This is a genomic window from Eupransor demetentiae, from assembly GCF_963930865.1.
In the GTDB taxonomy this organism is placed as follows: Bacteria; Bacillota; Bacilli; order Lactobacillales; family Lactobacillaceae; genus Eupransor; species Eupransor demetentiae.
This window is the reverse complement of the sequence record NZ_CAWVOH010000001.1, coordinates 416,435-429,686: the sequence shown is the minus strand read 5'-3', so window position 1 is coordinate 429,686 and position 13,252 is coordinate 416,435. Positions and strand designations below refer to the sequence as shown.

Annotated in this window: 15 protein-coding genes; 2 read left to right on the top strand and 13 right to left on the bottom strand. The window is 46.1% G+C overall.

Annotated elements, in window-relative coordinates; genetic code table 11:
• Positions 1 to 307: 307 nt before the first annotated feature.
• Both ABSY64_RS02145 and ABSY64_RS02140 read left to right on the top strand, forming a co-directional pair.
• On the top strand, positions 308 to 1,390 hold the full coding sequence (locus ABSY64_RS02145; RefSeq protein WP_349641417.1) for a PTS sugar transporter subunit IIC: 1,083 nt from the start codon (positions 308 to 310) through the stop codon (positions 1,388 to 1,390).
• Between the two features lie 69 nt (positions 1,391 to 1,459).
• Positions 1,460 to 1,657 carry an SHOCT domain-containing protein gene (locus tag ABSY64_RS02140; RefSeq protein ID WP_349641416.1) on the top strand — a complete coding sequence of 66 codons (198 nt, stop codon included), beginning with the start codon at positions 1,460 to 1,462 and terminating at the stop codon, positions 1,655 to 1,657.
• Between the two features lie 31 nt (positions 1,658 to 1,688).
• Here ABSY64_RS02140 and brnQ read toward each other — a convergent pair whose 3' ends face one another.
• The 13 genes from brnQ to pyk all read right to left on the bottom strand — a co-directional run bounded on the left by brnQ (position 1,689) and on the right by pyk (position 13,236).
• Positions 1,689 to 3,026 carry a branched-chain amino acid transport system II carrier protein gene (gene brnQ / locus ABSY64_RS02135; protein WP_349641415.1) on the bottom strand — a complete coding sequence of 446 codons (1,338 nt, stop codon included), beginning with the start codon at positions 3,024 to 3,026 and terminating at the stop codon, positions 1,689 to 1,691.
• A gap of 266 nt (positions 3,027 to 3,292) precedes the next feature.
• Positions 3,293 to 3,553, bottom strand: a complete 261-nt coding sequence (locus tag ABSY64_RS02130; protein ID WP_349641414.1) for a hypothetical protein — start codon at positions 3,551 to 3,553, stop codon at positions 3,293 to 3,295.
• Positions 3,546 to 3,929 carry a hypothetical protein gene (locus tag ABSY64_RS02125; protein WP_349641413.1) on the bottom strand — a complete coding sequence of 128 codons (384 nt, stop codon included), beginning with the start codon at positions 3,927 to 3,929 and terminating at the stop codon, positions 3,546 to 3,548. Before ABSY64_RS02125 ends, ABSY64_RS02130 begins: the two co-directional genes overlap by 8 nt.
• Entirely contained in the window at positions 3,922 to 5,253 is a 1,332-nt protein-coding gene (locus tag ABSY64_RS02120; RefSeq protein WP_349641412.1) for a Y-family DNA polymerase, read from the bottom strand. Before ABSY64_RS02120 ends, ABSY64_RS02125 begins: the two co-directional genes overlap by 8 nt.
• A 90-nt stretch (positions 5,254 to 5,343) precedes the next feature.
• The gene (locus ABSY64_RS02115; protein WP_349641411.1) at positions 5,344 to 5,871 is read right to left on the bottom strand and encodes a 5-formyltetrahydrofolate cyclo-ligase; all 528 of its coding nucleotides are present in this window, start codon (positions 5,869 to 5,871) and stop codon (positions 5,344 to 5,346) included.
• 48 nt (positions 5,872 to 5,919) lie between these two features.
• The gene (gene glyA, locus ABSY64_RS02110) at positions 5,920 to 7,152 is read right to left on the bottom strand and encodes a serine hydroxymethyltransferase (protein WP_349641410.1); all 1,233 of its coding nucleotides are present in this window, start codon (positions 7,150 to 7,152) and stop codon (positions 5,920 to 5,922) included.
• A gap of 42 nt (positions 7,153 to 7,194) precedes the next feature.
• Entirely contained in the window at positions 7,195 to 8,157 is a 963-nt protein-coding gene (locus ABSY64_RS02105) for an asparaginase (protein ID WP_349641409.1), read from the bottom strand.
• On the bottom strand, positions 8,154 to 8,942 hold the full coding sequence (gene recO, locus ABSY64_RS02100) for a DNA repair protein RecO (protein ID WP_349641408.1): 789 nt from the start codon (positions 8,940 to 8,942) through the stop codon (positions 8,154 to 8,156). The genes ABSY64_RS02105 and recO overlap by 4 nt, the downstream gene beginning before the upstream one ends.
• A 15-nt stretch (positions 8,943 to 8,957) precedes the next feature.
• Positions 8,958 to 9,869 (bottom strand): GTPase Era, encoded by a 912-nt coding sequence (gene era, locus ABSY64_RS02095; protein ID WP_349641407.1) that lies wholly within the window; start codon positions 9,867 to 9,869, stop codon positions 8,958 to 8,960.
• A 14-nt stretch (positions 9,870 to 9,883) separates the two neighbouring features.
• A complete protein-coding gene (locus tag ABSY64_RS02090; RefSeq protein ID WP_349641406.1) occupies positions 9,884 to 10,279 on the bottom strand; it encodes a diacylglycerol kinase family protein in 396 nt (131 codons plus the stop codon).
• On the bottom strand, positions 10,257 to 10,739 hold the full coding sequence (gene ybeY, locus ABSY64_RS02085; protein ID WP_349641405.1) for an rRNA maturation RNase YbeY: 483 nt from the start codon (positions 10,737 to 10,739) through the stop codon (positions 10,257 to 10,259). Before ybeY ends, ABSY64_RS02090 begins: the two co-directional genes overlap by 23 nt.
• Positions 10,739 to 11,725, bottom strand: coding sequence for a PhoH family protein (locus ABSY64_RS02080; protein ID WP_349641404.1), 987 nt, complete (start codon positions 11,723 to 11,725; stop codon positions 10,739 to 10,741). The genes ybeY and ABSY64_RS02080 overlap by 1 nt, the downstream gene beginning before the upstream one ends.
• Positions 11,726 to 11,814: 89 nt before the next feature.
• On the bottom strand, positions 11,815 to 13,236 hold the full coding sequence (gene pyk, locus ABSY64_RS02075) for a pyruvate kinase (RefSeq protein WP_349641403.1): 1,422 nt from the start codon (positions 13,234 to 13,236) through the stop codon (positions 11,815 to 11,817).
• Positions 13,237 to 13,252: the final 16 nt, after the last annotated feature.

Sequence of the window (13,252 nt, the reverse complement as noted above, 5' to 3'; positions counted from 1 at the left end):
TATAACGCAAATCGGTTATAGTAACAGCCTGAACGAAAATAATTAAATTAAAAACTTGACATTTTTCTGTAATTTAATTATTATTAATCCATCGATTGAAGGAGAAGTGTAATGAAGACAACTACCACTACTCAATTGAATCAAATTATTGTGATTAGCATTGCTATTATTTAGCGAATGCTGGTCACCTTTTTGGATGCCAGCTAATTGATTCTAGGCTGGCATGCCCTTTCTCAGTGTTTTTGACGAAGACGCCAGTTCTAGGCGTCTTTTTTCTTGGCCTTACACAGCCCATAGGAGAGAAATTATGGAAGAAACTGCAGGACCACGTCAAAAAAATGAGCCAAAGATGCTCTATCAAGTATCACAAGGAATCTCTTACTCGATTCTGTCAGTTCTAGGAATGGGACTATTGCTCGGGTCTTTAGGGAACATGTTCCACGTGCCCGTCTTAGTGCAAGCCGGTTTGATGGGCCAAAAGATGTTGGCCCCAGCGCTGGGTGTCGGCATTGCCATCACGATGAATGCCAATTTGCTAACGACTGGAGCAGCCTTAATTGCTTCGACGGTTGGTTCAAACGCCGTTTACTTTACTAGTACAGCTGTGCCAGCTACACACACGGCTACTGGTTGGGCGGCAAATCAGGCTGCCGGATCACTCGTTTTGACTAATGGACAGCCGGTTTCAGCAATTTTGGCAGCATTGGTTGCCGTGCTGGTTGGAAACTGGCTATCAGGCCGGACGAAGTTTGATATGTTGCTGGTTCCGCTTTTTGCAACTTTAGTTGGAACGGGTGCTGGTTTATTCCTGGCTTCATTTACCACGCCATTCTTGAACTGGGTTTCTGAAAAGTTGGCCGAGACGATGCAGGTTAACCCCTTCTTGGGCGCTTTCGTGGTTTCCGTATTCTGGTTACTCTTCATGATGACCCCAGCCTCTTCTGCCGCCCTTGCCATCGCGGTTGCCCTTGATCCACTTTCAGGCGGAGCTGCCATGGTTGGAACGACCGCCGGCTTTGTCATGTACACGGCGATGGGCTGGACTCAAAACGATATGGGGGCGAACTTCTCTACCCTTGTTGTTACGCCTAAAATCCAGTTCCCTAACCTCTTGAAAAATCCAATGTTGTTCGTTGGGCCTGCATTGATTGCAGGAGTTTCAGCCATGTTGGCCGTTGGTTTCTTCCAGTTGAAGGTTCCTTATACCATTGCCGGTTTGGGCCTAAACGGTTTAATCGCGCCAATCGCTTTGGCAGCCCATCCCACTTCCCTACTTTTAGTGGCGGTGTTCGGCGTTGTATTGCCGGTTGTTGCCGCACTTGTTTTCTACCGCTTGATGCGTGTCTTTGGTTGGTCAAAGCCTGGTGATTTGCATCTTGATATCATCTAAGCTTTTCACTAAGCGGCCAAAAGCGTTACAATGTTTGCATACAAGCAAATTGAAACGGAGGCAAGTCCGATGTTAAAAGCGCGCTGGTGGCCCGGAGCCAACCAAGATAGTTTTTCAAACGGTAATTGGCAGTTAACCCAAAGCCAACAAAGAGATTATAATCAACTAAAACGAATGTATGACCAGGGCGCTATTTCCAAGGAAGACTTCCAAATGAAGTTGCAAGAACGGGGCCTTGATCAACTTGTTGACGATGATGATGAATAAAAAGGATTTCCAGCAACGGAAATCCTTTTTATTATGCTAATTTGCCTTTGCTATGCTGCCAAATAATTCCAATTGTGATACCAATCACTGCGGGCACAAACCAGCCAAAACCTTGTTCGGCAAATGGAATAAACTGGTAATAGAACTTGGTTGCATCTTGGACAAAGCCTAAGTTATGGAAAGGACTCGCAATTAAGAAATCCAAGATGGCTTCTGGCACTACCAAGATAATCCCTGCTCGATAGATAATCGGTGATTGCTTAATCCAATGGTTGAACAATCCTAGAATAATCAGTACCAAAGCCAAGGGATAAAGCAGGCGGACAATCGGCACCGTGAACTTAATGATGTTGGTTAAACCGGCGTTGGCCGTGATAAAGGAGCCACCTGTTACGACGGCCAACCAAACTGAATATGGGATTTTTGGAAAGGCGCGGTGTAAATCTTGGCCAAATGAGGCGGATAGTCCCATGGCTGTCGTGAAGACGGCCAGGACAACCAAAATTCCGGTGAAGAGGATGCCGAGGTTCCCTAGATAATGGCCAATAATTTGGCCAAATGCAATGCCCCCGTTTTCCGCCAAGGGGATACTGCCTAAACTCGTTACCCCTAGCCAAACCAAGGCGGCATAAAGAACGGCTTCTAGAATAATACTTAGTAACCCGGCTTGCGCCAGTGCCTTAGGAATAGCCTTGTCATGGAAACCTAAATTTTTAGTCGTATATACGATGGAAATTGTTAATCCTAAGAGGCACAAACCATCCAAAGTGTTGTAACCGTCAAGAATTCCATTTAAGAGCGGCTGGCTTTGGTAAAGGGCCTGGCTGGCATGATGAACGTTTCCCATTGGTAAGACGAAAGCTAAGATGAGAATGACCGCTAAGAAAATCAGAAAAAGCGGATTGAGATACTTTCCAATTAGCTTGATTAAGCGAGATTGCTTCAAAGTCGAGAAGTAAAGAGCGATAAAGTAGATTGCCGAAAAAATCAACATGGCTAACGGTTGATCGGATTTCTTTAGTAAAGGCGCAATACCCATTTCAAAGGCCGTTGCGGCAGAACGTGGTGTGGCTGCTAGCGGTCCCAAGGTGAAGTGAACCGCAATGAGGACGGCTAAACCAAACCAAGGGGCAACCGGAGCGGCTAAATCGTAAATACTTTTACTATTGGTCAAGCTGACCGCCAACATGGCTAGAAATGGGACGATTGTTCCCGTTACCAGAAAACCAATCAGGGCTGGAACCCAATGATTTCCCGCCGCCTGGCCCAGTTGAACTGGAAAAATCAAGTTAGCAGCTCCGAAAAACATCCCAAAGATGACCGAGGCCAACAAGATTAGTTCTCGAATTGTTAATTTATGTTCTTTCATATTTCATCTCCTATGTTCGAAAATGAGCTCTAAGACACAAAAAGAGGATAGCTGCTAATCGCAGCTATCCTCTTTTGAGAAAATGTAACTTCGTCTACGCTGCCTGATGGTGGTAGACAACATGAAAAGACCAGTGACTACCCCTTTTGGATTTTAGCCATGGCACACATCATCATGAAGTTGTTCTTTTCTGAAATTTGCATATTAAACTCTCTTTATCTTGTTTTGATTAAAACATAATAAATAAAATATGTCAATAAATTAATTTAACTAACCGTAACCTTGATTTGGGTAGCATCTTCAAGTTGGCGAGCGATAACATCAAGTTTATGGCGGTAATCGTCAGGTAGAACGGTGATGGGACGCGATACCGTCGCCCGCCCCATGCGATGCCATTCAAAGAAAACATTGATACGACCGCTGTAGGATTGCTGGATAATGTGGACTTCATAGAGCGTGTTTTTTTCTTTAGTAAACAAGGGTTCCACCGCTTTAGCAATTTGCCGGACGATTTCTTGACTATCCATGTTCAATCTCCTTAATACAGCGAATCTCGTCCCAAGCCCAAGCAGTCTTTTTTAGGACGAGTCCTTCCGATGAAAAGCTCGATATCTGGCCAGTCTGACTGGCTGCTAAATTACCGTTTTGATCCTGTACATTCGGTTGCAGCCAAATGAGGCGATTATTGGCCCAAGCGTGTTGACTAATCGCCATCATTTCAGCTGTCGTCAAAGTGCCACTAAGCTTCTCATGCGTGAGCCGCTCTCGCTTTTCTTCCTTCATTTTGAGCGTGTGGTCTGACAAAAAGAAACCATTCCACTTGATCTTGCCTCGTTCACGGTAATCTTCCCTGAAGTAAACGGCTACCTGTCGCAAGAACTCCGGATCATTGCGCTTATCCATAGGCATTTCCTCCATTATGACCACCGACTAGATTGGCACGACTAATGGCCGTCGCCCCCCTTTCGAGTGACATCGCTCGAACAAGCGAGGCAGTCCCAAAGCGTTGGCGAATTTGGTCCATCGTTTGATCAATCTGAATTTGGTGCTCTCGAACTTCATTCTTGCTAAAAAAGTCGAGTTGCTGGGCCGCTTCGAGATGGAGGTCATCATAGCTAACCCCAACGTGTCGAACGGCTTCCCCCGTCCAGTAGCGGTCAAAAATCGCACTCATGATCTTAATCAATTCGGCACTCTGATTCGTGGGTTCAATTCGAACTTGCTGGTGCAATCCCCGGCCGCCACGGTGACGGTTCCCGAAGTTGGTCCCACGATTGGCATAACCCAGGTAGAGACTAACCAAACTCGTTGTCTGATGATGGGCACGAATCCGGCTGGCCACTTGGTCGGCCATTTCTTTGACCACCACCCGAATTTCATCAGCAGATTGATAGTTCCGTGGCAAAACTTGCGAGTTACTATAGGATTTATTCTTCGGCTTAACGATCTCATCTAACTGGGAACGGTCGATACCCCAGGCTTGGGCATACAGCTGTTCACCGACTAAACCAAGCCGATCACGAATAATATAGGGGTCACTTTGAGCTAAATCACCCATGGAATGAATCCCCCAGCGTTCTAGCTTAGCGGCTGTCTGAGAACCGATTCCCCAGACTTTACGGAAATTATCAATTGGCCATAGCTTTTCAGGAACATCTTCATAGTGCCAGACCGCCAATAAATCGGGGCGGCTCTTAGCATCTAAATCCAAGGCCATCTTGGCTAAAACCGGGCTGTCGCCGATTCCTACAGAGAGGTAAATCCCAGTCTCCTTGCGAACTTGGTGCTGAATCTTACGAGCGACTTCAACCGGACTCTTTCCAAATAAATGCCAAAAATCGGTTATGTCTAAGATGGACTCATCGATGGAGTAAGGCAGTAGGTGATCGTCATCAACGTACTGGCGGTAGATATTATTAATCTTGAGGTTCTCTTGAATGTAGAGATTCATGCGCGGTTGGGCCTTAATTAAGCCTGGCAAATCGGGCACATCACGCTGACGCGTCACGTTGCTAATCCCCAACGTTTTCTTAGCCATCGGCGAAGAGGCCAGCACCAAACCACCCGTGTCATTTTCCTGGTGGGACATCACGACGAGCAAGGCCTTCAGCGGATTCAAATTGCGTTCCACGCATTCAACACTGGCGTAAAAACTCTTGGAATCAATGAGTAAAATAACACGCCGTTCTTCGTCAGCATAAATATCCGCCAAGCTTGACCCTGTCATCTTCGTGACCTCCTCTTTTTGATATTTATATTATACGAACATTTGTTCGTTTTGACAAGAAAATAAAAGAGCACTTTTATTAAAATGCTCTTAAAAAATAATCGCTTCCACAAGCTGATCATGAGGCTCCATTGGTAGTTCTGTGAGGACCTGTTCCGGCAGGGCCAGTGCGACGGAATGACCTTGAAAGGTGCTTAAGAAGCGGTCGTAGTAGCCGGCACCGAAACCCAACCGTTCCCCTGTTTTGGTGAAGGCTAAACCAGGAATTATAGCCAAATCAATGCCAGCTGGATCCTGATAATCCTGACTGCTAGGTTCGGCAATGCCCATTACTCCGGGATCAAAGACGCTGCCGGTCGTGATGGTAACAAAGTGCATTTCCCCATCCGTAATTTTAGGAACTAAAACTCGTTTACCAGCCTGCCATGCCGCTCTAATCAGTGGTTCCGTGTTTAATTCAAAGGGAAGACTGAGCGTTAGCGCGACACTTTGACTAGCCTGCCAAAGAGCACTTTGCCACAGTTGCTGATAGAGCGCTTCTTCCGCCCTTTTGCGTTGGTCAGCCGGGACCGCCTTCAACGCTTTCTTTTGCTGCTGCCGTAATTCATTCTTATTCATGAATCCATCCTAACAAAAAAAGCTGCTAAGCAGCTTTCTTTTTATTCATTAAGCAAAACGATGAAGCATTGATAGTTCTTCAGCTTGGCGTTTAACCTGCTGCAGAACCTTAGCATCGTTTGGATTTTCAATCGCTTCAATCATCAATTCAGCAACCTTTCGTGCATCACCTTCCTTAAAGCCACGCGTGGTAATGGCAGCCGTTCCAACACGGATACCAGAAGTTACGAAGGGACTGAGTTGTTCATTTGGCAAAGCTTCTTTGTTCGTTGTGATGGATACGGAATCCAACAAGTCTTGCGTTTGCTTTCCATTAAGTTCGGTCTGAGTCAAATCGAGGTTGAAAAGATGGTTATCGGTACCGCCAGCGACAACACGGATGTTCTTGCTAGCGTTGAAAGTTTCCGCCATCGCTTGGGCATTGGCAATGACCTGGCGAGCGTAGTCCTTAAATTCGGGACGCAAAGCTTCGCCAAAGGCAATGGCCTTAGCAGCAATAACTTGTTCCAAAGGACCACCCTGTGAACCAGGGAAAATCGCTGAATTAAGCTGCTTAGCGTACTTTTCCTGAGATAAGATAATACCGCCACGAGGGCCACGCAAAGTCTTGTGGGTCGTTGAAGTGACGACGTCGGCGATGCCCACTGGATTAGGATGCAAACCAGCAGCAACCAAACCAGCAATGTGGGCCATGTCGACCATCAAGTAAGCGCCCACTTCGTCAGCAATCGCGCGGAATTTCTTGAAGTCAATAATGCGAGAATAAGCAGAAGCACCCGCCACGATCATCTGAGGCTTCAATTCACGTGCTTGCTGCGTAATGGCATCGTAATCCAATTCTTCCGTTTCGGGGTTCAAGCCGTAGGCATAAGATTCGTACATCTTACCAGAGAAGGATACCTTCGCACCGTGGGTCAAGTGCCCCCCCGCTTCCAGTCCCATACCCAAAATCTTGTCGCCAGGCTTCAAGAAAGCCATGTAAGCGGCAGCGTTGGCTTGGGAACCAGAATGAGGCTGAACATTGGCATATTCAGCACCAAAAAGTTCCTTCAAACGGTCAATCGCAAGCTGTTCGATGACATCAACATATTCCGTTCCACCATAGTAACGCTTGTAGGGATAACCTTCAGCGTACTTATTGGTTAAAACAGAACCTTGCGCCGCGCGAACGGCTTGGGAAGCAAAGTTTTCAGAGGCAATTAGTTCAATGTTACGGTTTTGACGAGCGGCTTCTTGCTGAATTGCGCTCCATACAAGTGGATCGTTATCTTGATACGACATAGGTTCCCCCTTCAAATGACCGCTAGGCGGCTGTTATGAGACTCAGAATTGCTGCATAAAACTGTTCAACTTCTGGCCGCTAAGGTTGTTTTCTAGTCCAATTAAGAGCTTCAAACGCGCCTTTTGGCCGTTGATTGCGTTAGCGAAAATAGCACCATCTTTTTCGAGCTGAATCCCACCCCCTAAGTAGTCATAGACCGGTTCGGCCACTCCCTTGAAACTGCGCGACACAATGACAACGGGAATGCCTTCTTGTAACAAGACTTGTACACCGCGTGCGGCGGCTTCCGCCAAATTTCCAGCACCCAATGCTTCTATAATAATACCATCAATTCCACTTTGTGATAAGAGTTCAAGGAGTTGTCCATCCATTCCAGCATATGCTTTAAGTACTGGAATACGCTTTTCAACGGCCTGAATTGGGTATTTCGTCTGTTCAGGTAGATTGTATAAATAAATAATACGACGCTTCGTAATCAAGCCCATTGCTCCAGAAACTGGGGAAGCAAATGTGGCCACGTTGGTTGTGTGGGTCTTCGTGACAAAGCGGGCTGCGTGAATTTCATCATTCATTACGACCAAGACCCCTCGTCCAGCGGATTGATCGTCTAAAGCGACACGAAGAGCTGATTGGTAATTATAAAGGCCATCCGATCCCAATTCGTTTGAAGAACGCATGGCACCGGTCATCACGATTGGGAAATCAACGTCTAGGGTTCCGTCCAAGAAATACGACGTTTCTTCTAACGTATCGGTTCCGTGGGTAATCACGACCCCATCAAAGTCGTTTCCGGCAGCTAAAATGCGTTGCTGGATTTTTAACATGTGTTCCGGACCGATGTGTTCACTAGGCAAGTTAAAAACGTTTTCAACCTGTAGTTCCATTTCGGGCAAGTCGATGTTGACGTTATTGAGAGGGTTAACCGCACCAGTTTCCACATCACCATCGTCATCAGCGTGCATGGCAATTGTGCCACCAGTATGTAGGACCAAAATCTTTTTCATGGTAAATTCCTTTCTTGAACCAATCGACTTAAATCGCTCTGCCAGCGATCCATGCTTTGAATGAAGACCTTCTCTTTTGGTTTCAAACCGACCTGCTGATCGTAAATGTAATCAATCACCTTCTGCAAACTCCGCTTAGTCGCCGGTGAAATCTTAATTTGGTTAATCTGACTGAGCTTTATCTGGGAAAACTGACGAAGATAAAAAATTGTTTTTTGATCGAGATGGAGGCGGTTATCATCCAGATAGTAGTGGTTTTCGGCAATGATGCCATTGTATTTTTCCGAGTAATCAAACTGCCCGTCCATCTGTCCGTCAATTGGATCAGCACGCAAATTCGGTTCAACCCCCAAAGGTTTTAGCAGTTGAATCTCGAAAATATTGGTAATGATTTGTGGGTCTAAGCCCTGATCTAACTTCTCTAAAGCTTGGCAAAACTTGTCGTACCAATCTTCGATGGGCTGCCCCTCCTCGAAGGATAGGTCAATTAACTTGGCAATTAAGGCTACGTAGGCCGAAATGTTTAAGTCTTCGACCACCGTGCGAAAGTAGTGACTACTTTGAATGGAGTTCAGATAGCCCAAACCCTCTTGTTGTTTAGGCAGCTTGCCCTCGAAGGAATTAAGCGTGTAGGGCTGGACACCAGCGGCTAATTTACTATTATTTTTTTTAGCCCCACGTGCTAAAAAGGTCCGTAAACCAGCTTCTTGAGTTAGCATACGGACGAGTAAATCATTATCACGATAAGGGCGGGTGTATAAAACGACCCCGTGCATAATGGCCATAATCTACCTTATATTTTAGTAATCTTCTTCACGGTAACCAAGTGATTGCAAGGCCTGCGGACGATCACGCCAACGTGGTTCGACCTTAACCCAGGTTTCAAGGAAAACCTTGCTTCCTAGCAAACGCTCAATGTCCTTGCGGGCGCGAATTCCAATTTGCTTAATCATCTGGCCCTGTTTACCAATGACAATGTTCTTTTGGGTCGGACGTTCAACGATGATGGAAGCCTGAATGTGGACCTTGTCGCCGGGCTCTTGTTCGATATTATCGATAACTACGGCAACGGAGTGTGGCACTTCCTGCTGCGTTAACTGCAAGACTTTTTCCCGAATCAATTCAGAAATGACGAAGCGTTCCGGGTGATCCGTCAACTGGTCAGAATCAAAGTACTGTGGTCCTTCGTCCAGGTGTTCGATAACCGAATCAAGCAATTCCGGAACGTTATCCCCTTCTGTTGCCGAGATTGGGAAAATCTCAGTCCACTCCGGCGCATCGGCTTGGTAGCTTTCAATCACATGGAAAAGTTCGGATTTTTCAATCAAATCAATCTTGTTAATCAGCAGGTAAATCGGTGTGTTTTTAACTTCCTTCAAGCGGTCAATGATGAAGTTATCGCCGCGACCACGTTCCTGACTAGCATCAACAACAAACCAAACGGCATCGGCTTCATGCAGGGCCGAAAAGGCGGACTTAACCATGAAGTCCCCTAGGGAGTTTTGTGGCTTGTGGACACCAGGTGTATCAATGAAAACTACCTGGGCCTTATCAGTCGTATAAATTCCCTGAATCTTGTTACGCGTTGTTTGTGCCTTATTTGACATAATGGCGATTTTTTCACCAACAATGCGGTTTAACAAAGTCGACTTCCCTACGTTGGGGCGACCAATAATGGCGACAAAGCCTGACTTAAATCCTTCTGCTACCATAAAAATTCCTCTTTTTATCCTTTAAAATGCGACCAGAAAACAATGGCGACCACTAAGAGTTCGATGAAGACCGCAAAGGAAACCAAACCAGCGGCAACATCCTTAGCCAAACCGGCTTTGATATCGTAATGATGACCAACAATTAGGTCCACCAAGGCTTCCACAATCGTATTGACGAACTCCAGGCAAATGACCAAGGTAATCGCCGCAATCAAAGGAAGCCATTCGATTGGTTTCAAGTGGTCAAACAAAGCGGCAATGCCGATAACAAGCGCTGCAGCAATGTGAATCCGCATGTTGCGTTCTCGCCGGATAACCGTCCAAATTCCGTTCCAGGAATTCTTAATGGCAGCGGCCAGAGAGTGGTTTCTAGTGATCTGATGCTGCTTATCGCGTGAGTCCGTAGTCATCGAGGATATTCCTTTGCAGATCAAACATTTCCTTTTCTTCGGCATCGCCCAGCATGTGGTCATAGCCGTTCAAGTGCAGGAAACCATGGACAACTAGAAAGCCGAGTTCCCGTTCATAGCTGTGGCCCAAATATTCAGCCTGTGAGGCAATAATGTCGACAGAAACCAAGATATCGCCAATGTTTTCAGCAATCTCGGCGTCCATTTCTTCATCCGGCAAAACCGGTAAGTCATCACCATCATCTTCAATGGCAAATGAGATAACATCGGTCGGCTTGTCAATGCCACGATATTCCTTGTTGTAACGGTGAATTTCATCGTTATTCATGAAGGTTACAGACATTTCGGTATTGTCGGCAAGGTGCAAATACTGCCCGGCATAATTCAAAACTGACTTAACCAAATCCAAATGATACTGACTGACGCCATCTTTGGTTTGGTCAATTAATGCTAAATCCATTACGACTCCTTCTTTAACTCCGCCAAACGAGCATCGGCTGCTTCGTAGGCGTTAACGATTTGACCAACAACTGGATGACGAACAACATCACCCGATGAGAAGTTGACGAAATTCAGGTGGTCAACATTACGCAAAACACGCTGTGCTGAAATCAAGCCGGACTTAGCTCCTCGGGGAAGGTCAATCTGGGAAATATCCCCGTTAACAATCATCTTAGAACCAAAGCCAAGCCGAGTTAGGAACATCTTCATCTGCTGGTTGGTGGTATTCTGCGCTTCATCCAAAATAATAAAGGCATCATCTAAGGTTCGACCACGCATGTAAGCCAAAGGCGCAATTTCAATCGTGCCCCGCTCCAAGAGTCGGGCGGTGTGTTCACTGCCGACCAGCGTGTTCATGGCATCATAAATGGGCCGCATGTAAGGATCGACCTTTTCTTTCAAATCACCGGGCAAAAAGCCAAGCGATTCGCCGGCCTCAACTGCAGGACGGGTAATAATAATTCGTTCCACGTCGCCCTTTTTCAAGGCTGAAATCGCCATTACAACGGCCAAGAAAGTCTTACCCGTTCCCGCCGGTCCAATGCCAAAAGTGACATCATTTTGACGAATGGAATGAATGTATTGGCGCTGACCAAAGTTCTTAACGCGAACGGCGCGACCTTTATAATCGCGAATCAGAGTTTCAGAATAGAGATCCGCGAAGTACTCTAAGGTACCGCGCTTGGCCATCGTCGTTGCTGAAACGATGTCAGCGGCGGAAATCGAAATTTGCTTTTTTACCAGCTGGACGAGGGCCTTTAGAACCTGATAGGCCAAAGAAACCTGCTCGGCTTCCCCGCTAATATTCACTTGGGTTCCTCGCGGGCTTAGCTTAACCTCAAGAGCATCCTCGATTAACTTTAGATAATCATCCTGGACACCGGTTAACTTGCTGGTTTGTTCAATGTTGTCAAAAGTAAAATTTTTTTGTGTTTGTTCTGCCAAAAAAAGAGCACCTCTAAGCTTTAATCTTATCCCATTTTAACACAAAAAAAGACCAGCCAAAGGCTGGTCTTCTTTACTTAAATTGAATATTAGAGCGTTTCAACTGAAGTCATGTTGCTTGCCTTACCGAAGTCGATAGGTGCAACTGACATAACAACAATCTTGTCGCCTGCTTCGGCCAATCCTTGGTCCTTAGCAGCCTTCTTGGCTTGGTCAACCAAGTCATCAACAGTGGCTGGCTTGTCAGCCAAGACAGGAACAACGCCGTTGTTCAAAGTCAAACCGTGTTGTACACGAACTGAGTCAGTCAAAGCGATGATGTTAGCAGCTGGACGGTGCTTTGAAAGCATACGTGCTTCGTAGCCAGATTCAGTCAAAACAACAACTGCCTTAGCACCAACGCGGTCTGACAAACGAGCAGCAGCTGAAGCAACATCTTCAACTGGGTCATCGTTCATGTAGAAAGTGTCTTCGTGGTGACCATCGATAGTCAAAGCTGATTCAGCCTTTTCATCAATAGCAGCCATCATGGCAACAGCTTCAACTGGGTAATCACCGTTAGCTGATTCACCAGAAAGCATGGTTGCATCAGTACCATCAAAGACGGCGTTGGCAACGTCAGAAACTTCGGCACGCGTAGGACGTGGGTTTTCTTCCATTGAGTCAAGCATTTGAGTGGCAGTAATAACTGGCAAACCACGCTTGTTCATCTTGCGAATCATGTCCTTTTGGATCAAAGGAACGTTTTGCGCAGGGATTTCAACACCCATGTCACCACGAGGAACCATCAAACCATCAGAAACTTCCAAAACAGCTTCCAAGTTGTCGATACCTTCTTGTGATTCGATCTTAGGGATGATTTGAACATGTTCCATGTTCTTTTCCTTCAACAAGGCACGAATATCCAAAACATCTTCAGGCTTACGAACGAATGAAGCAGCGATGTAGTTGATTTCGTGATCCAAACCGAAGCGGATGTCATCGGCATCCTTTTCAGTGATACCAGGCAAGTTGATTGAAACACCTGGGGCGTTAACACCCTTACGTGAACCAAGCAAACCGTTGTTTTCAGCCTTGACTACTAATTCGCGAGTAGCGTCATCCTTTTCAGTAACAGTCGTTGCAAGCAAACCGTCATCGAAAAGTACTTGTCCGCCAACCTTAACATCGTCATACAAACCAGGGTAAGTAACGGCAATCTTGTCGTGAGTTCCTTCGATGCTGGCGTCCATTGAGATACGGAAAACATCACCAGTGTGGAATTCAATCTTGCCATCAGCTTGCTTAGTCGTACGGATTTCGGCACCCTTAGTGTCCAACATACGACCAACAGTCTTACCAGTAATCTTCTCGGCTTCCGCAACGTTCTTCATGCGGCCAAGGTGTTCTTCATGATCACCGTGAGAGAAGTTGAAACGGAACACGTTTGCTCCGGCTTCAATTAACTTTACAATGGTGTCTACATCAGATGATGAAGGACCAAGGGTTGAGACGATTTTCGTCTTTTTCATGGTAAATATAGCTCCT

Coding starts and splice junctions, on each gene's coding strand:
- ybeY (WP_349641405.1), bottom strand. CDS start 10,739: ATGGATTTAGCATTAATTGACCAAACCAAAGATGGCGTCAGTCAGTAT.
- ABSY64_RS02105 (WP_349641409.1), bottom strand. CDS start 8,157: ATGAAAAAGATTTTGGTCCTACATACTGGTGGCACAATTGCCATGCAC.
- pyk (WP_349641403.1), bottom strand. CDS start 13,236: ATGAAAAAGACGAAAATCGTCTCAACCCTTGGTCCTTCATCATCTGAT.
- recO (WP_349641408.1), bottom strand. CDS start 8,942: ATGGCCATTATGCACGGGGTCGTTTTATACACCCGCCCTTATCGTGAT.
- ABSY64_RS02115 (WP_349641411.1), bottom strand. CDS start 5,871: ATGAATAAGAATGAATTACGGCAGCAGCAAAAGAAAGCGTTGAAGGCG.
- ABSY64_RS02120 (WP_349641412.1), bottom strand. CDS start 5,253: ATGACAGGGTCAAGCTTGGCGGATATTTATGCTGACGAAGAACGGCGT.
- glyA (WP_349641410.1), bottom strand. CDS start 7,152: ATGTCGTATCAAGATAACGATCCACTTGTATGGAGCGCAATTCAGCAA.
- brnQ (WP_349641415.1), bottom strand. CDS start 3,026: ATGAAAGAACATAAATTAACAATTCGAGAACTAATCTTGTTGGCCTCG.
- era (WP_349641407.1), bottom strand. CDS start 9,869: ATGGTAGCAGAAGGATTTAAGTCAGGCTTTGTCGCCATTATTGGTCGC.
- ABSY64_RS02130 (WP_349641414.1), bottom strand. CDS start 3,553: ATGGATAGTCAAGAAATCGTCCGGCAAATTGCTAAAGCGGTGGAACCC.
- ABSY64_RS02140 (WP_349641416.1), top strand. CDS start 1,460: ATGTTAAAAGCGCGCTGGTGGCCCGGAGCCAACCAAGATAGTTTTTCA.
- ABSY64_RS02145 (WP_349641417.1), top strand. CDS start 308: ATGGAAGAAACTGCAGGACCACGTCAAAAAAATGAGCCAAAGATGCTC.
- ABSY64_RS02090 (WP_349641406.1), bottom strand. CDS start 10,279: ATGACTACGGACTCACGCGATAAGCAGCATCAGATCACTAGAAACCAC.
- ABSY64_RS02125 (WP_349641413.1), bottom strand. CDS start 3,929: ATGGATAAGCGCAATGATCCGGAGTTCTTGCGACAGGTAGCCGTTTAC.